This window comes from Mesobacillus subterraneus, from assembly GCF_003937825.1.
Lineage (GTDB): Bacteria > Bacillota > Bacilli > Bacillales > Cytobacillaceae > Mesobacillus > Mesobacillus subterraneus.
Genome location: NZ_RSFW01000013.1, coordinates 180,849 through 200,503, shown reverse-complemented (window position 1 = coordinate 200,503; position 19,655 = coordinate 180,849). Strand labels below are relative to the sequence as shown.

General features: G+C 45.4%; 15 protein-coding genes. All 15 read left to right on the top strand.

Annotation, left to right across the window (positions count from 1 at the left end; all coding sequences use genetic code 11):
• Positions 1–235: 235 nt before the first annotated feature.
• The 15 genes from essC to EJA10_RS11110 all read left to right on the top strand — a co-directional run bounded on the left by essC (position 236) and on the right by EJA10_RS11110 (position 19,643).
• Positions 236–4,855 (top strand): type VII secretion protein EssC, encoded by a 4,620-nt coding sequence (essC, locus tag EJA10_RS11180; RefSeq protein ID WP_125480090.1) that lies wholly within the window; start codon positions 236–238, stop codon positions 4,853–4,855.
• Positions 4,848–5,099, top strand: coding sequence for a methyltransferase (locus tag EJA10_RS11175; RefSeq protein ID WP_125480089.1), 252 nt, complete (start codon positions 4,848–4,850; stop codon positions 5,097–5,099). Before essC ends, EJA10_RS11175 begins: the two co-directional genes overlap by 8 nt.
• A 19-nt stretch (positions 5,100–5,118) precedes the next feature.
• A complete protein-coding gene (locus tag EJA10_RS11170) occupies positions 5,119–6,054 on the top strand; it encodes a hypothetical protein (protein ID WP_125480088.1) in 936 nt (311 codons plus the stop codon).
• A 96-nt stretch (positions 6,055–6,150) separates the two neighbouring features.
• A complete protein-coding gene (locus EJA10_RS11165; protein WP_125480087.1) occupies positions 6,151–6,891 on the top strand; it encodes a hypothetical protein in 741 nt (246 codons plus the stop codon).
• A 32-nt stretch (positions 6,892–6,923) separates the two neighbouring features.
• Positions 6,924–8,285 carry a DUF6792 domain-containing protein gene (locus EJA10_RS11160; RefSeq protein ID WP_125480086.1) on the top strand — a complete coding sequence of 454 codons (1,362 nt, stop codon included), beginning with the start codon at positions 6,924–6,926 and terminating at the stop codon, positions 8,283–8,285.
• A 3-nt stretch (positions 8,286–8,288) separates the two neighbouring features.
• A complete protein-coding gene (locus EJA10_RS11155; protein ID WP_125480085.1) occupies positions 8,289–8,480 on the top strand; it encodes a hypothetical protein in 192 nt (63 codons plus the stop codon).
• Between the two features lie 34 nt (positions 8,481–8,514).
• Positions 8,515–8,817, top strand: a complete 303-nt coding sequence (locus tag EJA10_RS11150) for a WXG100 family type VII secretion target (protein WP_125480084.1) — start codon at positions 8,515–8,517, stop codon at positions 8,815–8,817.
• Positions 8,818–8,847: 30 nt separating this feature from the next.
• Positions 8,848–9,150, top strand: a complete 303-nt coding sequence (locus EJA10_RS11145; protein WP_125480083.1) for a pore-forming ESAT-6 family protein — start codon at positions 8,848–8,850, stop codon at positions 9,148–9,150.
• Positions 9,151–9,244: 94 nt separating this feature from the next.
• On the top strand, positions 9,245–9,454 hold the full coding sequence (locus tag EJA10_RS11140) for a hypothetical protein (protein ID WP_125480082.1): 210 nt from the start codon (positions 9,245–9,247) through the stop codon (positions 9,452–9,454).
• A gap of 41 nt (positions 9,455–9,495) precedes the next feature.
• Positions 9,496–10,794, top strand: a complete 1,299-nt coding sequence (locus EJA10_RS11135; RefSeq protein ID WP_125480081.1) for an FHA domain-containing protein — start codon at positions 9,496–9,498, stop codon at positions 10,792–10,794.
• Positions 10,795–10,822: 28 nt separating this feature from the next.
• Positions 10,823–11,590: a PP2C family protein-serine/threonine phosphatase gene (locus EJA10_RS11130; RefSeq protein WP_125480080.1), complete on the top strand. Its 768-nt coding sequence runs from the start codon at positions 10,823–10,825 to the stop codon at positions 11,588–11,590.
• A 73-nt stretch (positions 11,591–11,663) separates the two neighbouring features.
• Positions 11,664–13,610: a protein kinase domain-containing protein gene (locus EJA10_RS11125; protein ID WP_342773908.1), complete on the top strand. Its 1,947-nt coding sequence runs from the start codon at positions 11,664–11,666 to the stop codon at positions 13,608–13,610.
• Positions 13,611–13,787: 177 nt separating this feature from the next.
• Positions 13,788–14,450, top strand: a complete 663-nt coding sequence (locus EJA10_RS11120) for a hypothetical protein (protein WP_125480078.1) — start codon at positions 13,788–13,790, stop codon at positions 14,448–14,450.
• A gap of 15 nt (positions 14,451–14,465) precedes the next feature.
• Entirely contained in the window at positions 14,466–19,370 is a 4,905-nt protein-coding gene (locus EJA10_RS11115; RefSeq protein WP_125480077.1) for an Ig-like domain-containing protein, read from the top strand.
• Positions 19,371–19,454: 84 nt separating this feature from the next.
• Entirely contained in the window at positions 19,455–19,643 is a 189-nt protein-coding gene (locus tag EJA10_RS11110) for a hypothetical protein (RefSeq protein ID WP_125480076.1), read from the top strand.
• Positions 19,644–19,655 lie beyond the last annotated feature (12 nt).

Here is a 19,655-nt window from a genome sequence, read left to right as displayed (position 1 = left end):
ATTTACAACTAACAATAATTAAACAAGGAAGTATTAGGACCAATATCCCTATTTTTCCAGTTATGGGGGTAATTAGTTGACTGAAATTACTGATATTGTAAGATGTTTATATATTTAGGAATGCATCAAAGGTATGATGTAAAATTACACTTTTTGAGTTAAAATGGTAAAAAATATCAAGTAAACATTATCAATACTATGAAAATATGGAAATATACGGTGGGGAGTGAGTGGGTTGATTCTCACACTTTTTGACAGGAACCAGGCATTCGACCTGGTGTTGCCAGATAGGGTAACTGGAAGATACATACTGAAAACAGAAGATCAGGAACACAATCCAACTGAAATGCTTGCTGTAGAAGGGGAAGAGGGCCAGTGGTATTTGAAGTCCAATAAACTGGCATTCTTGAAGAACACCGCCAACGAAATACAATCAAAGGTCCTCATTGAACCATTCAAAACATACACGATCCACCGCAACGATGATCAATCCGCGCTGCTTTACGTCGAGCCACAGACTGCCGACCGCAATGAATTCACAAAACATATCGCTACAGCCAATGTCATAAAAATCGGACGCTCACAGGACAGCCAGATTTGTTTTTCAAATAAATTGGTTTCCGGTTCCCATTGTGTCATTGAATACCGCAGCAATGGCGAGGCTGTCATCAAAGACTTTAACAGTTCGAACGGTACATATGTAAATGGGAAGCGAATCAAGGAAAAGACCCTCTCTGTAGGGGATGTCATTTTCATCATGGGCCTGAAAATCATTTATAACGGGCGCCTGCTATCACTGAATAACCCTCATAAATCAGTCTTCCTTGACCGCAATGCCTTCAACCCATTCGTCGCCGAAAAGCCGATAGTGGAGGAAGAAATTGATCTGGATGAAATCCATGTTGAAGAGGAAAACGACCAGCTCTTTTACCGGTCGCCGCGCTTCAAGCGGGATATTGAACATACAACCATTAAAATCGACCCGCCACCACAGCAGCAAAACCCCGACGAAACACCGCTGATGCTGCTGTTGGGACCGTCGATCACCATGGGGATGGCTTCGCTGTTCACCGGTTTGTTGGTGCTGCAGAATGTGATGAATACAGACGGGGACATCATGAGGGCAATGCCAACACTTGTCATGTCAATCAGCATGATGATTGGGACCGTGCTTTGGCCGATCCTGACAAAGAAATATGAGAAGAAGCGCCGCATCAAGATGGAAGGCATCCGCCAGGAAAAATACAAGAAGTATCTTGCGGAAATGCAGCAGGTCATCGTCGATGAAGGCAAGCGCCAGAGTGAGATACTATTCGAGAACCATGTCACGCTGGAAAACTGTCTGACGCGGATCAAGCGCCGTCAGCGCAACCTGTGGGAGCGCGGCATCGGCCAGAATGATTTCCTGAAAGTGCGACTAGGTATCGGCGATCTTCCGCTAAACGCAGAAATCAAATATCCGGAAAAACGCTTTATGCTTGAGGATGACAATCTGCAGGATGAACTGTATCAGATTGTAGAGAAGCCACAGATTCTAAAGGAAGTGCCAGTAACGGTTGACCTGACAGAAGAACGGATCAGCGGAATCATCGGCAGACGGGAAGAAGTGAAGAGCTTCGTCCAGGGAATGATTTTTCAACTGACAGCATTACATAGTTATGATGAGCTGAAGCTTGTATTCATTTACGATGAGCACGAGCATGATACATGGAACTTTGTGAAGTGGCTGCCGCATGTTTGGGATGACGGCAGGACGATTCGCTTTGTTGCGACGGATGCGAATGAGATCAAGGAGCTTTCCGCTTATTTTGAAAAAGAAATCGCTGCGCGCCAGACACTGGCGGAGGAAGATCTTGCAGAGGTCAACCAGCATTATATCGTGTTCTCGATGAGCAAGAACCTCGCTTCAAAGGCGGAAATGGTCAATCAGCTTCTAAAAGAAAAGAAGAATATCAAATTCAGCCTGATTGCCCTTTATGACGAGCTGAAAAACCTGCCGAAGGAATGTACCAACGTCATCGAACTCGACAAGAGTTTTTCGAAAATCTATGACAAAGATGATATTTCGGGGAAATATGTAGGCTTCAACGCTGACACTTATCTGGAGGAAGACGCGGAAGAACTGGCGGTAAAATTGGCCAATATCCAGCTAAATACCTCACAGAAGGCTTATACCCTGCCAGATATGCTCACATTCCTGGAAATGTTTGGCGTCGGGAAGATCGAGCACCTCAATGCGCTGACGAGATGGAAAGAGAACAATCCAGTCCATTCCATCCAGACGCAGATCGGTGTCGATACGACGGGTGAGTCATTCATGCTTGATCTGCATGAGAAATACCACGGGCCTCACGGTCTGGTCGCAGGGATGACCGGTTCCGGTAAAAGTGAATTTATCATGACGTTCATTTTATCGCTTGCGGTCAATTACCATCCGGACGAAGTCGCGTTCATCCTGATTGATTACAAGGGCGGCGGCATGGCGAATGCGTTCGAGGAACTGCCGCATCTTGCCGGTGCGATCACCAACCTTGACGGAGCCGCGGTGAACCGCTCGCTGATCTCGATCCAGAGTGAACTGAAGCGCCGCCAGGCCATTTTTAGCGAAACGAGCCGTAAGGTTGACCAGAGTAATATCGACATCTATAAATATCAAAAACTGTATCGTGAAGGCATGGTGAAAGAGCCATTACAGCATCTGTTCATCATTTCCGACGAGTTTGCAGAGCTGAAGGCACAGCAGCCTGAGTTCATGGACCAGCTAGTCAGCGCCGCGCGAATCGGCCGAAGTCTTGGTGTTCACTTGATCCTGGCGACACAAAAGCCTTCTGGTGTAGTAGACGACCAGATTTGGAGCAACAGTAAATTCCGCATCAGCTTGAAGGTGCAGGAAAAAGCGGACAGCATGGAGGTCATCAAGCGTCCTGATGCCGCGGAACTGAAGCAAACCGGACGTTTCTACCTCCAGGTCGGCTTCAATGAATTGTTCGAGATGGGCCAGTCCGCTTGGGCGGGCGCGCCGTACTATCCATCCGACAAGGTCGAAAAACATAAGGATGACAGCGTCGTTGTTATCGATGATCTCGGGCGCGTCATTAAAAATGCCCGCATCGACAAGCGTAAGTCGGCAATCAAGAATCCGCCGAAGCAAATCGATCAGATTACAGAATATCTGGCGAAAATGGCCCAGCAGGAGAATATCAAGGTCCGCCAGCTATGGCTGGAGCCTATCCGAGAATTGATTTATGTAGATCAGCTGAAGAAGAAATACAGAGTGGATCAACAGAGCTTCGAGCTGAACCCAATCATAGGGGAATACGATGATCCGGCGAACCAGAGGCAGATGGTCATGCGAATGCCGATTACTCAAGAGGGCAATTCGGTCATTTACGGCATTGCGGGCAGCGGAAAAACAACCTTCCTGACAACGATGCTATACTCGCTAATGGAAGAGCACACGCCAAACGAAGTGAATTTTTACCTGCTTGACTTCGGCTCGGAAACGATGACCTGGTTCCGTGAAGCGCCGCATGTTGGTGATGTGATGCTGTCGCACGAAAGCGAGAAGATCCACAATCTGTTCAAGATGCTGACAAGCGAGATCGAGCGCAGGAAAAAGCTGCTTGCGAATTACGGCGGCGATTTTATCACCTACAACCAGATGTCAGGGGAAACACTGCCATCGATCATGGTCGCAATCCACAATTACGCGGCGTTCTCTGAAATGTTCGAGGACCTCGAGGAGGGTGTCTCCTTCCTGACGCGTGAAGGATTGAAATATGGTATTTACTTCATCGTAACATCAATAAACACGGGGGCGATCCGCTACAGGCTGCTGCAGAACTTCAAGCAAATGTATGTGCTCCAGCTGAATGACCAGAGCGAATACTCGGGCGTGCTTGGAAATACCGATGGAGTCTATCCATCGAAATCGAAGGGCCGCGGCATTTATAAAACCGATGCCACATATGAGTTCCAGACTGCCCATATCACAAGCGATATAGACAATATGTACGCCTTCATCAACGATTACTGCAAAGGCCAGCGGGAAGCATGGACGGGGCCGGCCGCAATGCGTGTGCCGATCCTTCCGGAAAAAGTAGACCTGAACTATCTGCGTGATGAGGCGAGGAATATGAACAGCAACAAAGTGCCGGTCGGCATTGAGAAAAACTCGCTGAAGGTTTCGCATTTCGATTTCCTTGGCTCCTACGTCAATGTCGTCACTGCGCTTCAGAATGACCAGTGCTCCGGCTTCATGCAGGGAGTGGCTGAAATGTTTGCCGCTACCGAAGGCAGGGAGCTGATCGTCATCGATCCTAACGAGCACTTCGCGGCCGGCCGCACGCAGGATTACAAGTATATTTACGAGCCATCTCAACTCGAAGACACAATCGTCTACCTGTTCAACACGCTCGTTCACCGCAACAATACAACGAAGGATGCGATCGAAGCAGGCGGACAGCCGCCGGTATTCGGCAACATCACCTGCATCATCGATTCCTTCACCGATGTGATGATGTACCTGTCGCCGGATGGCCAGGATAAACTCAAGGTTTTCCTTGAAAAAGGAAATGGCCTCAATGTCAACCTGATCATCTCCGACAGCGCCGATAAACTGAGTTCGGTTTCCTTCGAAGCCTGGTTCAAGCAGAACGTATCGCTAAGCGATTTCATCTGGGCAGGCAACGGCATCACCGACCAGTACGTCATGAAGCTCGGCAAAGTCACAAACGATATGTACCAGGAAATCCCGCCAGGATTCGGCTACGTCGTCAAAAAAGGAAAAGCAACACTCGTGAAGCTGTTAACGTCAGTCGAAAGCCAGCAAGAGGAGGTAGCGTACCATGGATAAAGTACTCGTCGAAGTCTTCATCCCCGCCTCCGAAAAATCATACGACGTCTTCCTGCCGCTCGAAAGCAAACTGCACGAAGTCGTCCACCTGCTCGCCGGCACCATGACCGAACTATCACAAGGATACTTCACAGCAACACACGACACCATCCTATGCGACCGCAAAACCGGCACCATCCTCAACATCAACCAAACCGTAGAAGAAACCGGGCTCATGAACGGCGCCAAGCTGATGTTGATTTAGGTGCAGAGGGGCGGTTCTTGTGAAACAGGGGGACGGTTCTCCTGTTTTTGGAAAACGGTGTGGGACATATGGACGTTTCTTGTGTTTCGCAGGACTGCAACAAAAGACCATGGGGGACGGTTTTATAAACCGAACCGTTCCTGTTTTTAGTATGGAGGTGTGGAAAGTGAAAAAATGTATCATGTTGATTGCGGCAACTTTATTCGTGACTATGGGATGTGCGGGGTGTATGAGTTCGGAGAGTAAGGTTCTTGCAAAATTGGAAGAGAAGTATAACCAGAAATTTACTGTCGAGGGCGTGAAGGAAGGCAGCAAGATTTTTGCCCAGATGTACGGGAAGGATCGGCTGACGGTTCATCCGGAAGGAAATCCGGAGGTAGTTTTCCTGGCTCAAGAGGATAAAGATGACAAGGAAGTTGTGAATGATAATTATGTCCTAGCTAAGTGGGCTGAAGATTTGAAAGCAAAGCTAGCTGGTCAAATCGAGAAGGAACTGCCGCCGGGGACGCCATACAAAGTACTATTACGAATTGCGCCAGATAAATATGATAAATCAATGGTTAATATGTCATTTGAGAATTATTTAGAAGAGAGTGACAAAGATTTCTCGGTTGTTCTGGTTGCAGGAATCAACACAGCTTATAAACCAGACCTTAGTACATATAAAGAAAGTATTTATAACTTATTCAAGTTAATGAAGGGTGTTGGCTCAGAGAGATACACTGTTTCAATAGGATTTGTTGGAGAAGATGTCTCTGATTATGTTCGAACTTCACTAGTAAATAATATTGCTTGGACAAATTTAAAAGCAAAGGTATACGGTGAGGTGAATATTGACAACCAATTCGATGGTGAGAATCCTGGTGCAGATGCTAATCCTTCATTGATTATAAAGAGTCCAGACGATGTCCCGAAACATTATGAATCCATAGAGAATAATGAAATGGGCAAATAGGGACTGTTATCGTCACATAGTTTTTAAACGTAAGTCCAAGGGGACGGTTAAAAAAACCGCACTGTCCCTGTTTTTAAAATGGAAGGTGTGGAGAACTTGAAGAAGTGGATCAAGCTGACTGCGGTAATTTTATTCATGTCTATGGGAGGTGCGGGGTGTATGAGTTCAGAGAGTAAGGTAATGGAGCATTTAGAAGAGAAGTATGGTGAGAAGTTTGAAGTAGAAGATGTGGATAAAGCAAGTGCGCTATTCCCCTCTACTTCTGGAAAAGACAAGATTTTTGCCTATCCAGAGGGGAACCCTGAGCAAATATTCGTAGCGGGTGAAAGCAAGAACAGTGAGGGGGAAATATACGATACTTATGTACTGGCTAAATGGGGAGAAGAGCTGGAAAAGACTATGGAGCAGGAAGTGAAAAAACAAATCCCTGATGTTAGCGACTTTAAGTTTTATCTACGTATAGCAGATAGTAAATACAATGAGGGTATGATGGATACTTCCATATATGATTACCTAAGAAATATTAATAAGGAAGCTGAAGTTGTACTGGTTGCTGCCATAAAAACCTCTGGACAACCGGACATTAAGACCTACAATGAAGGATTATTCAATTTGTACCAGAAGTTAAAGAGCTTAAATACAGATTTTTATACACTCTCAGTCGGGTTTGTAGAAAACTCCATGAATAGCGATGACTATATTAGGACTTCCAATGTGAACAATACTCCATGGTCTAATTTAAAGGGCGTATATGGAGCTGTAGTTGTAAACGATAGCTTTCAAATAAGTAAACCAGGGGATATGAGTGGATATTACGAGGTATATGAGGAGCAATAAGTAAATTAACTGATTATGAAAAGAATTTACTATTGCGCTTGTCATACTTGGATTTACCTAAAGATTTTACTATTGATCCAAAGAATCCACCGGAATTAAAGAGAATTATTAGTCAAATTGAAATGACTGCAGGCAATGATAAGAATGAGACTGTTGAGGAAATTAAAAGTTACTTAGGCAATCCGAATAATAATTTATCAAGTCTTAAATTAACTGGTTATGAAAACAATAATCCGAGTTTATCCAATTTGTTTGGCCTGAAATCAAATTCTGGTTTTGTAGGGTATGCCTTTGAAGATAATCAAGGGAATGGTACGGCTGTCTTTAGAGGAAGTGAACCAATATACCGTCCAGATCACTTTCTGTCTGACTGGATATCCAATATTGAAGCAGCAATGGGCATTTCGATTAACCAACATAAAGAAGCGAATGCTTTTTACGAAAAGCATTTAGCTGCTGTACAAGGTGAAAGATTGTTAATGGGGCATTCAAAAGGCGGGAATATAACTCAGACGGTATTTGTAAATAATCTAGATGACAACACCAAAGCTTATGTTGTAAATGGTGCCCCTATTTATTGGTGGGACTTGACAGATGAGCAAAAGAAAGAATTGATGAGTAATAGGCATGATTTTATAGTCTATGAAAATGATGTTGTATCGCAGCTTGGATATGCACCTTACGTGAAAAAGACTGTCGAAACTATAGAGCCTTTTAGCATTAAGAATCCAATATATCCTCATGAATTAACTAGTGCTGGTTTCAATGAATTCGGAGAGTTCGAAAATTGGCATGGAGGAGGCTCCTTTGCCAGATATTATGCCAATAAAGAAGTCTCAGACTTGATTTATGGCACTTCACAATCAGGGCCAGCCTTAGCATACAAAACTCAATACGTAGTTTCAAATGCTATCATGAGTATCCTGGTTGAGAATGTGAAGGGAAGAATCGAGGATGCGAAATATATAGCAAATCAAACTGGGAAACTGATTGGGAAAATACAGCAGTTATCAAAAGACATTGAATCAAAGGTAAAATCCTTCCTGGTTGGCGTTGCAGTTAAAACAGCTATAAGTGTTACTAAGTTTATTAATTCAATGAACGGCAACAATTTCCCAGTCGAGCCCTACATTAAAGTGAACATCCCGAGGCTTTTCTATTACGCCAACAGGCTCCGTGCCGTGCAGAAGCGTGTCGCTCAAATGAACGACATGATTGATGACCTGTACTGGGAAGCGGGTGTTTTGGGGCTTGATGAGGTCCTCGCGGCGGATATCGCCTCCTCGTTCGATGTACGGATCCCGGAAAGCATCAATTATCTGAACCGGACGGCGGAGCTTTTACAGAGGAACGAAACGTATCTCGCCGGAAAAGCCGGTTCAATCAGGGGGTAAAACATGGACCCGAAAGTGAGAAGCAAGATTAACAGAATTGCGGCAGAAGCCAATGCCATCGCCCGGGAGCTAGAGGATATCTCGAATGGTCTCACCCATGAGTTCAAAGGAATCGGTTCGGTAAAAGCAGCTTCAGGCCTGCGCCGCTCAGCGGAAAAATACCGCTATGTAAGCTACAAGTTACGAAGAATATAACTCTATTAAAATGACTTGAAGGGAGGTGAAAAACATGGCGAGATCAATCACAGTTGAACCAGCGAAGCTTGAGACAACTGCAAACAAAATTGACCAGCAGGCAGCTGACTACGAAAGAACCTACAAGGCTCTTTTCAGCGAAGTCGAAGGCATGGCTGCAGCTTGGCAGGGTGCTGATAACCAGGCTTACACTGCACAAATCAAAGGCTTCATGGATGACTTCCAGAAGATGACTCAGTTGATGCGACAATACTCTGAGTTCCTGAAAATGAGCGCGAAGACATACCGCGATACGCAAAGCGAAGTCATTAACCAGGCTAAGAGATTGAGCAACTAATCCTTAACATAACGCAGGAGGTGAAATACATTGGCAGGAGATGGAATCAAAATCTCGCTTGGCGAGGTTAGCAAAACCGCGGGCCAAATCCGCAACCTGAACCAGCAATTATCCACTAGATTAGAAGAAATCAAGAAGGACATGAACGCACTTTCGTCGGCATGGAACTCTGACGCTTCCAACACAATCCGCGGCAACTTCAATTCACTGGCACCACGATTTGAAGAATATCGCCAGGTCGTCGACAGCTACGCCAAATTCTTGGATAACACTGTCACAAACTACAACACCGCAGAAACTACAATCAACAATAACGCAAGCTCTTTCAAGTAATCACTTTTTACAAGGGTAAGGGGCAAGCCGCGCGTGCAGTTTGCCCTTCTGTAAAAAAAGAAGAAAATACCTGGTTGGGGCTCGATGCGATTGTGTGAATGAAGTGGATTCAGCCAGGGGTAAAACGGTCTCATCTGGAAATGAAAGTTCTTCAACTGGAGATAAAGGGGCTCCAACTGGAGATAAAATCTTCTCAACTGGAGATAAAAGTTCTCTAACTGGAGATAAAATCTTCTCAACTGGAGATAAAAGTTCTTCCACGGCAAAAAAAGTCATTTTGTCCCCCAAAAAAGAGGTTCGGTGAACCAACACCATACATAAATTCAAAATTGGAGTCGAAGCGCAATGATCAAACAGGTGGAATTTAAATTGGAAAGCTACGGAATCTCGAAATTCCTTTATTATCATGCTGGCAGCAAGATGGACATCGATGGCGGCCAGGTGGAGCTGCTGCGTACGAGCCGCATCGCGGGGATCCTGCCGTGTGCAGCGATTTTAGAGGGCGACAATTGCTTTCTTCGCTATGACATGATTTCCGACCATACGCTGGAGATGCTGAATTCCACGCCAGCGACGAAGGAGCAGCTGTACAATAGCTTCCTGAACATTGCGGAAACACTGGCAGATGCGCAGGAAATCGGCCTGGATCTCGAAAATTTCGTGTTCAGCCAGCGCGACATCTTTATTGATAATTTTTCAAACAGATTAGTTTTTATCTACCTCCCTGTAAAAAATAATATTTTTGAAAAGGTATCACTTAGAGAGTTCCTCCGTGAACTGATGCTTGCGGCTCCTTTTGATGAAACCGATGATGCGTTATTTTTCATCAAACTCCATAATTTTTTGGTCGAAAAAGAGGACGTCACACCAGAAAATCTCCTCGAAAAATTGAATGAACTGGCCGGGGAGGAAACGATCACGCGCAAGCCTTATAAAGTTCCGATGAAGCACGAGGCAGCTGCTGCGGCAGAGAGTGAACTGGAATCATCAGAACTCGAAATCCCGGCGATCAACCCGAATTTTTACAGCCCGGGCAGCGAGGTTCATTCAGTGAAAACGAGTGTGGATAACGGTGTCCTCACCTCCGAATACACGAGCCAGAAGAAGGATGTCAAAACGGGCCGCAAGCTTGAGATCGAGGAAGAGGTCAATTACAAGCGGATCACCCGGGCGGAGCTTGGCGAGAATCACGCTTTGCTAAAAGAGGCATCAAAATTGGGCGGTGGCACATCGATCAATATCCAGCCGGCACTGGCTCAACAGGAACCAGAGCACGAGGGCACGACGGTGCTTGGAGTCGTTCCCGATGCGGACGAAGATGAGGGCACGACAACCCTTGGGCACTCCACAAGGAAACCATTCCTGATGGCAGTCGCTAAAAGTGAAAAGATCACGATTGCTAAGGACTTTTTCAAAATTGGTCGCGATCCGATGCGGGCGGATTTTGCTTCAGAAAATAAAGTAATAGGGCGTGTACACGCGCATGTAATCTCCACGAACGGAGAGTATTTCTTCGAGGACAATCATTCGACTAATGGCAGTTTCGTCAACGGCGTCAAGGTGTCTCCGAAGGAAAGAGTCAAAATCAAGCACGAGGACAGGATCAAACTAGCAAACGAGGAGTACATTTTTAGGCTCTATTAAAGACGTAGAATAATTGGGGGTACCAGAGATGGCATTTCAAGTGGCATACCATACGGACATTGGAATCAAGAAGAAAACGAACCAGGACGGACTGCTGTTGAAGTCGGCGAAGACACCTGAGGGGGAAGTCGGCCTGTTCATCATCTGTGATGGCATGGGCGGCCTTTCGCACGGGGAGCTGGCAAGCGCGACGGTAATCAGGGGGATGTCAGACTGGTTCGACAATGAACTTCCGGAGCTGCTGGAATTGGCCAATTTTGAAAAAGAGATTCCCTCAAAGCTTGAGGACCGTGTCCGGGAACTGAACACAAAGATCCTTCAATACGGGGAATCTTCAAAAATAAAGCTCGGCACGACCATCACGGCATTGCTCATCCTGTACAAACAGTATTTCATTCTACAGATCGGCGACAGCCGGGCATACAGCATCCATGACCAGTTTGTAAAATTGACCGAAGACCAGACACTCGTCGAACGCGAGCTGCAGCGCGGCAATATCACCGCCGAACAGGCAAGAATCGACCCGCGCCGCAATGTATTGCTCCAATGCGTCGGTGCAACAAAAGACATCAAAGTCGTCATCACCAAAGGCGAAGTGCAACAAGGAACCATGTACATGCTCTGCACAGACGGCTTTTACCATGAAATCACCGACCAAGAAATGCACACACACCTCAACCCGCTCCATTTTACAGAAGAAACAACCATGAAAAACAAACTAGAACAACTCGTCGAACTCGCAAAAAACCGCCAGGAAACAGACAACATCTCAGTCCTGCTGGCAAAAGTAATATGAAACACAGGGACGGTTCTCGTGTTTTAACAAGACCGGATTTAAAACAGAAGAACCGTCCCCGTGTTTGGGAGGAATGGCCTTGATACAGATTGGCACGATTATTGATGATCGATATGAAATATTGAAGGAGATTGGGCGCGGCGGGATGAGTGTTGTCTACCTGGCGATGGACAACCGGCTGAACAAGTCGCTTGTGGTTAAGGATATCCGCAAGCGCAGCAACAGCAACAATGAGCTGTTGATCAACAGCCTGGTCGTCGAGGCGAACATGCTGAAGAAGCTAGACCACGGCTCGCTGCCGAAAATTTATGACATCATCGAGTCCGAGGGCGATATCTACGTGGTGATGGATTATATCGAAGGCGAGTCGCTCAAGGAACGTCTCAAGCGCGAAGGAAAAATTCCGGCTGCAGAGGCCATCGAGTGGGCGAAGCAGCTGAGCGATGTGCTCGGATACCTGCACACCCGCAAGCCGTACCCGATCATCTACCGCGACATGAAGCCGGACAACGTCATGCTCACACCGGAGGGTAAAATCAAGCTGATTGACTTCGGAATCGCACGTGAATTTAAAACCGAGAATCTATCCGATACGACGAACCTGGGGACGAAAGGGTACGCCGCTCCGGAGCAGATTTCCGGCCGGCAGACGGATGCGAAAACGGATATTTATAGTTTGGGCATCACGCTGTACCATCTTGTCACCGGGAAAAGTCTGAGCGAACCGCCGTTTGAAATCCGGCCGATCCGCGAGTGGGACTCATCGCTCCCGGAAGGTCTGGAACATATTCTAAAAAAATGCACGCAGTCCGAGCCGGCAAACCGCTATCAGAACTGCGAGGAGCTCAGCTATGACCTGGAGAACATCAACAGGCTGACGAAGGGCTACAAGAACATGCTCATCAAAAAGCTGGCGATGTTCGTGGTACCGGCGGTGCTGTTCCTGGCGTTCTCCACGACATCTGCACTTGGCTATAAAGGCATGAAGAACGAGCAATTCCAGGATTATATGAATCTTGTGAATCAGGCGAGCATTGCGCTGATGGATGGTGAGCAGACCGAGGCGATCAAGCTTCTCGAAAGTGCCACCCGCGTTGACAAAGAGAGCCCGGAGGCCTACATCAATTTGCTTGATTTATATATTAATCGAAACCAGACAGATGAGGGGCTCGCCAAGCTGGAATCATACATACAGGACAAATACGGCGGAGTCCACAAGAGTAACGATGTCCTTTTCAAAATGGGTATGACCTATTTCGATGTAAAAAGGGACTACAACAATGCACTGAAATACTTCCAGCAGGTTGATGAAAAAGAACGGCCGGACGCGCAGTACTACAAGGCGCTTTCCACCACTATGAGCAGCCTGAACATTGACTATACGCAGTTTGCCAGCGACCTTCAGCAGTTCCACCAGTACAATGACGGTCTGGCGAACGACAGCAAAAAAATCGATAACTATAATTCTCTTGCGAATATCTACATTTCTTATAAAAGCCAAATCCCAGATTCGAACACCCAGGCGATCGAGATTGTCCAGAAAGCGAAGGAGCTTCTGGCCAAACTCGAAGATGAGCAGCTGCAATTTAAGTACGAAATGGAATTCGAACAGAAGCTGGCGCAGGCATTTTACAGCCGCGGAGTAAACTCCGAGGACAAGGCGAGCGCCCGCGAAGATTTCGAACAGGCAATCGAGCACTATAACAACCTGCTTGACCTGAACGTCGCCGACCAGGAAGACGTCAACGTCAAAATCGGCGTCATCTACCAGGAAATGGGCGAATTCTCCCGTTCCGCAGAGCACTTCAAAAGAACGCTGGCTAAGTATCCCGAGAGCATCAATGCCCACGTAAAACTAGGCAACCTGCTCCTCGACATCGAACATAACAAAGAAGAAGGCAAACGAAACTACACCGAAGCCAAAAAAATCTACGAAAAAGCAGGCACCCTCCCAGGCGCCAAAGAAGACGAAGCATACAAAAAACTCACCCGACGCATGGAAAACCTGAATATACTCTGACCACAAGGGCCCTGAAACAGGGGGACGGTTCTCCTGATTTTGGAAAAACAGAGGAAAACAGGGGGACAGTTATCCTGATTTTGGAAAACTGGAGTGAAGCAGAGAGACGTTACTCCCGTGCGAAAAAGCGAAAACACAAGAACCGTCCTCGTGTTTTAAAGGAAGGCTGTGAATAGATTGGCATACCAGATTATGTTTTATGGGGGGCTGGCGGGTGCGTTGATTTGCATTACGCTGGCGATCCTTGCTTATGTGAGGCTTAATATTGCTCAGGTTCTTACTGATCTGACTGGCCGGAATTTTCCTGGTGCTGGCAGGAAGGCGAGGAAGAGGAGCAAGGCTGAGGATACAGTCACTAAGCCGATTACGAAGGAAATCCATGTCCGTAAAAACGTCGAGAAGGAAGTGGCGGTTGGCGAATATGTGGAGCCTACTGAAAAAATGGCGAGTGGTCCGGTCGCTTCGACTGCACTGTTGAACCATGATTCCGTGGCTCCAACCGCGCTCCTCAGCCAGGAAAGCTTTAAACAGACAGCCTTCCTTAACGAGGGAGAACTCGATCCGACAGCGCTTCTCAATGATGGCGGCCAAACGGCTGAGAGTCTTCGCCAGGCAGCAGCCTCAGCCGCACGACAATTAAGCGGCACCACTCTGCTAGCTGACGCACCAACTGAAACTACGATTCTATCAGACTGGAATGAGACAACCGTCCTGACAGCAGACGCGGATGAAACGACACTATTGGACGACATGGACGAAACAACTTTGCTGACAGAAGAGGAACCGCGATTCCAGAAACAAGTGGATATCATGATTGTCCACTCAAATACCATAATCTAAAAGGAGAATTTAGAGATGCTTGAACCAAGGAAAAAGAAAAAAGTCCGCAAAAAGTGGCCAGTCGTTCTTCCGATTTTGCTGGTGCTAATCTCTTCAGTTTTAATTTTAAATGGGAAAGTTCTATCGGAGCAGACTGATCCAAAAAGGTATATTTCTTTTGAAGACCAACGGTGGGAGATGAAATCCCAGCCAGGTGAGATATGGACTAACAAAGAGAACATTTCCTTTGTTGTCGATTTAGAAGATGATTATGGGAGAATCAAGGAAGAGACTGTTATTAATCCCGCTGAGGATAACCCTCTTACTGTAACGGCAGAACTAGAAGGAAATCCTGTAGGGGAAATAGCAGTATCTCCGCAAGGAACAGGTGAAGCTTTTACAGGAGTGTACAATGTTGCTTTCCCGCTGAGTGCTGATGGAGCTGTGAAAATCGATGTTGACGTAAAGCAACTGGAAAAATGGCAGAACCCTGCATCGGCAACTTCATTTACCGTACATCGTGACATTACAAAACCAACAGCAGAGTTAAAAGGTCCTGATGGCCTCGTTAATGATAATTTTTACACAAAAGATGTTACGTTAACGGCAGAAGTAAATGAAGCTAACCTCGCACCGAACTCTATAAAGATTTACAAGAAAAAGAATGATGAAGCGGCAGAAGTATTCACTGCAGATGCTGCTGAAAATGGAAAGTATACGAAGGACCTGCTTTTTAAAGAAAACGGCAATTATGAAGTTACTATTGCAGCAACGGACAAAGCAGGAAACGAAGTATCCGAAACCTTCCATTTGACAGTATCAAAGCCAGGGAATGAACCAAAAGTATCTGTGTTGAACATGACTGATGGAGGAAAAGCCATCAAGGATTATGCAATTGCACAGCGAATTGGCGTCAAAGTGGATAGTGAGATTCTGATTGGGGAGGCAACGCTTGTCATTGAAAAAGATGGTAAGCAGTTTTTCGAAGGCCTAATGGAGACGAAAAAAAGGACTACGGAAACATATCAATATGATTTAACAAAAGACGGCACGGTTGACCCAGACGGAAGTTATCAGGTCTTCGTAACAGTAAAGGACCACCATAAAAACGGAAAGCTTCATGACCCTGTCTCATATTCTTTTGTAGTCGACAACACAAAGCCGAAATTCACTTATAACGTCGAGAATGATAAGGCCTATAGCTTGCAAAAGAATGAGAACATGGAAGTAGAGATTGAATTGGATGAGGATAACATACAATCCTCCAATGTAACGGTGACTTTGCAGTATCCTAATGAGGAAGAAAAGGACGTCTCAACAAGGTCTAGAAATGGAAAAACAACATTCACAGCGTCTGAAGAAGGGGAATATACGATTCAGGCAAATGCTATCGACAAAGCTGGCAATGAAGTGACCGAGACTACTAAGTTTAAGGTCGATAAAGAATCAGGCCCGGTCATCTCCATGAAGACGGGAAGTCTTGAGAATGAACAGCTCGAGGGCAAGTATTTCAACAAGGATACGCAAATAGATTTCTACGTCACGGATTTAACCCTGATTGATAAGTCTTTAACGATAAAAAAGGATGGAGTAAAGGTTGAACACAATCCATTCACTCAATTTTTATTCACAGCTCATACTAAGCATATTTTTAAAGATGATGGCCAATACAGTGTTGAAGCAACAGCAAATGATTTATTCAACAACTCGAGCTCTAAAGGTCCATTCACTTTTACCATTGACCAAACACCTCCAGTGCTGGAGATTCAGGACCTGAATGAAAGTGAAGAGTATGGTGGAAAACAGGAGTTCACCATCAAGGTGACTGACAAGAACTTTGATTTTGACAACACTAAAATCACTGTCTTGCGTGATGGTCAGGACCTAGAGGCTAAACCGGTCATCGAGAAGATTAAAGACGGCGACATCGAAGGCGCACTTTATAAGTATAGCTACGATGTGGACGGAAACTATGAAATCCGTTTTGACATCCAGGACAAAGCAACAAATAGTCCTGTGAATGCTTTGCCAATCTTTTTCACGATCGACCAGGATGAGCCTAAGTTGACGGTGAAAAATCTTTCCCAAAATGGCCATTATCCAGGGTTGAAGGATGCGACCTTCATCATCGAGGACCTGACCCTTGATCTGCGCAAGTCGCTTTTAAAAGTCACGAAAGAAGACGGAACAATTATTGAATATGACAAATGGTCAAAAGAAGATAAAGGCAGACTGAAGACAGCCTATCAGGTACTTTCCTTTGAAGATGAAGGAGACTACAAGCTAGAATTCGAAGGCTATGACAAAAAGGGGAATAGCTATGCCATCAAGCCAATCAACTTCACGATTGATAAAACCAATCCTGAGCTTGCTTTTACCGGCATAAAAGAAGGGGACTTTGTAAAAGGCGGAAACTCAATCAACGTCGAGATTGATGAGCACAACCATGAATTCATGAAAGTAGACGTCTATTACAAGGTGAATGGCGGAGAGAGAAAAGATCTTGCCTGGACTGATAAAGGTGAGAAAACTACAAATAGCTATCCATTCAAAGGCGACGGAGACTATGAATTTACCGTAGTTGCAACAGATAAAGCAGGGAACCAGTCAACCATGAAAAAGACATTCACTGTTGACGATACTCAGCCGAAAATTAAAATTACCGGCGCTGAACATAATTCCTACAATAACAAAGACCGGGAGATCAAAATCCAGGTTAACGAACGCAACTTTGAAAATAATAAAGTGGAAATTCAATTCAAAGTGGATGGGGATAAAGTAAAATACCCGGTTAAGTGGGAAAACGTTGATCAAGAAACGATGATTAAGCATAAGTTTGAAGCGGATGGCGACTATGAGATCATCGTCAAATCAGAAGATGCAGCCGGCAACCCCGCTGAGGCGAAAACGCTCAAGTTCACGATTGATAAGACAGAGCCAAAAGTAGACCTTGTGACAGAAATTGAAGATGGTCTCAACTATAGAAAAAACATGCTCGTCAAAATGAAGGTTGAAGACCGAAATATCAATCTTTCAAACACAGAGCTGAAGGTTGAGAAAAATGGCAAGCCGTTTAATGTTGGCCAATTGAAGCTGCTTGCGGATTCAAAAACAGTGGCTGTAAACAGCTATACTTTCTTTGAGGAAGGTCAGTACGTAATCAACCTGAAATCAACAGATAAAGCAGGCAATACAAAGAAACATGAACAACTCTCGTTCATCATCGACAAGACCAATCCAGTCGTAAACATTGATGGGGTCGAGAACAACTCCTTCAATCCTGAAGGTAAAAACGTAACCATCTCGGTTGACGAGCTGAATTACGACACTAATAATGTCAGCATTTCTGCAACGAAGGACGGTGCCCCATTCAGCATCGGCACCTGGAAAAACACCAGCAAGCTGTCAAAGCTGGGCTACAATTTTAACCGTGATGGCTTATACACAATCATGGCACAAGCCCAGGACAAAGCTGGGAATGGCCCGATTTCGAAGAGAATGACATTCACTGTGGATACGGTGAAGCCAGCCATCGACATCACGGGTGTGGAGAATAATGCCTATTACAATGTTGATAAACCAGTTAACGTCACAATCAAGGATATCAACCTGGATATCAATAAGATCAACGTGACCAGGAATGGCGCGTCTTATAACGCCGGCGGTTTCTCAGTGAATGGTGATCTTGCTTCATTCCGCCACAACTTCAGTGCTGAAGGGGAATATAACATCGTCGTTGATGCGACTGACAAGGCTGGCAACAGCTTCAGCAAGACAATGAAATTCACGATCGACAAGACGAAACCTGTCATCACACCGAAATTCAAAGGCCAAAACCGGGTTATCAAAAATGGTGAATACATCAATGAAGTATTCACACCAGAGTTTGCACTGGATGAAGCGGAGGATATGATTATTTCCGCTACTCTGAACAATGGCGCAAACCTCGGCAAAAACATTCCTGTGGCAGCAAGGGAAATGAAATACATTTACAAGGTCCTCGCTCGCGACAAGGCAGGAAATGAGTCAACCCTGGAAATCAGCTTCACGCTTGATACGACAAAGCCGATGCTGAATATCACAGGAGTTCTTGATGGATTTTTCAACAAAGATATCGCACCGCAGGTAACGTATTCTGATATCCATCTTGACCAGAGCAAGTCGTCAGTCACGCTTAATGGCAAGCCGTTTGTGAACGGAACAAAGCTTGAATACGAACAGGATTACATTTTAAAAGCGGTCGTAACAGACCTGGCGAACAATGTTTCATCACGCACAATTGTGTTTACGATTGATAAAACATCGCCGGTTATTAAGTTTAAAGAGCCGATTTCCAATAAGTACTTCAACACCGACCTGCTGCCACAGCTTTTGATTGAGGACATGAGCTCCTACGACATCATCGCGATGTTGCTTAACGGCAAGCCGTATGAAGCCGGGGAGCCGATCAAGGAAGAAGGCAAGCATGTCATGTTCTTCGAAGTCAAGGACAAAGCAGGCAACATCCAACAGTTGAGCGTCGAGTTCATCATTGACAAAACAGCTCCTAAGGTCGTTTATGAAGGTGTGAAAAATAAGGGCAAATACTACGATCCAGTTGACATCTCCATCCGTCTGGATAACCCGAAGGACACACTAAAATCCGTTATGATCAACGGAGAAATGTTCGATGGCGATGTGATCGAAGAAAACGGCTATAAAGTCATCAAAACAACATTAGCTAAAATTCAACCATACGAAATTGAAGTAACAGCGTATGACGAAGCAGGCAATGAAAAAACAACCGTCATCCTATTCGAAATCGTCGAAAAAGGAGCACTGGTAAAGTTCTACGAAAATAAACCATTACTCGGCGGAACCATCGCCGGCCTCCTAGGACTAATAGGCGCAGCCACAACATACCTAGTCCGCAGAAAAAGAACAAAGGTAGAGGAAGAATAATAGGAAACGAATCCAAAGAGCATTAAACTCGCTCTTTGGATTCTCCTTTATAAAGGTTATCCTAATAGCAAGGATGTGAATGACATGAAACAAAGTTTTTCCGCACAAAGGAATGAACTCATCGCAGAGTTGAACAGGATCTCCAGGGAATTACAACTCGCAGCCGATGATTTGCGGAAATGTAAAGGCATTGGTGCAGAGAACTGCTCAGCCAAGCTGCATCAACTCTCCGGAAAATACCAAAGGATAAAACACAAGCTATACCAAGTTTAATAGTCTAGGAGT

Coding starts and splice junctions, on each gene's coding strand:
- EJA10_RS11155 (WP_125480085.1), top strand. CDS start 8,289: ATGGACCCGAAAGTGAGAAGCAAGATTAACAGAATTGCGGCAGAAGCC.
- EJA10_RS11125 (WP_342773908.1), top strand. CDS start 11,664: ATGGCCTTGATACAGATTGGCACGATTATTGATGATCGATATGAAATA.
- EJA10_RS11130 (WP_125480080.1), top strand. CDS start 10,823: ATGGCATTTCAAGTGGCATACCATACGGACATTGGAATCAAGAAGAAA.
- EJA10_RS11110 (WP_125480076.1), top strand. CDS start 19,455: ATGAAACAAAGTTTTTCCGCACAAAGGAATGAACTCATCGCAGAGTTG.
- EJA10_RS11150 (WP_125480084.1), top strand. CDS start 8,515: ATGGCGAGATCAATCACAGTTGAACCAGCGAAGCTTGAGACAACTGCA.
- EJA10_RS11175 (WP_125480089.1), top strand. CDS start 4,848: ATGGATAAAGTACTCGTCGAAGTCTTCATCCCCGCCTCCGAAAAATCA.
- EJA10_RS11115 (WP_125480077.1), top strand. CDS start 14,466: ATGCTTGAACCAAGGAAAAAGAAAAAAGTCCGCAAAAAGTGGCCAGTC.
- EJA10_RS11135 (WP_125480081.1), top strand. CDS start 9,496: ATGATCAAACAGGTGGAATTTAAATTGGAAAGCTACGGAATCTCGAAA.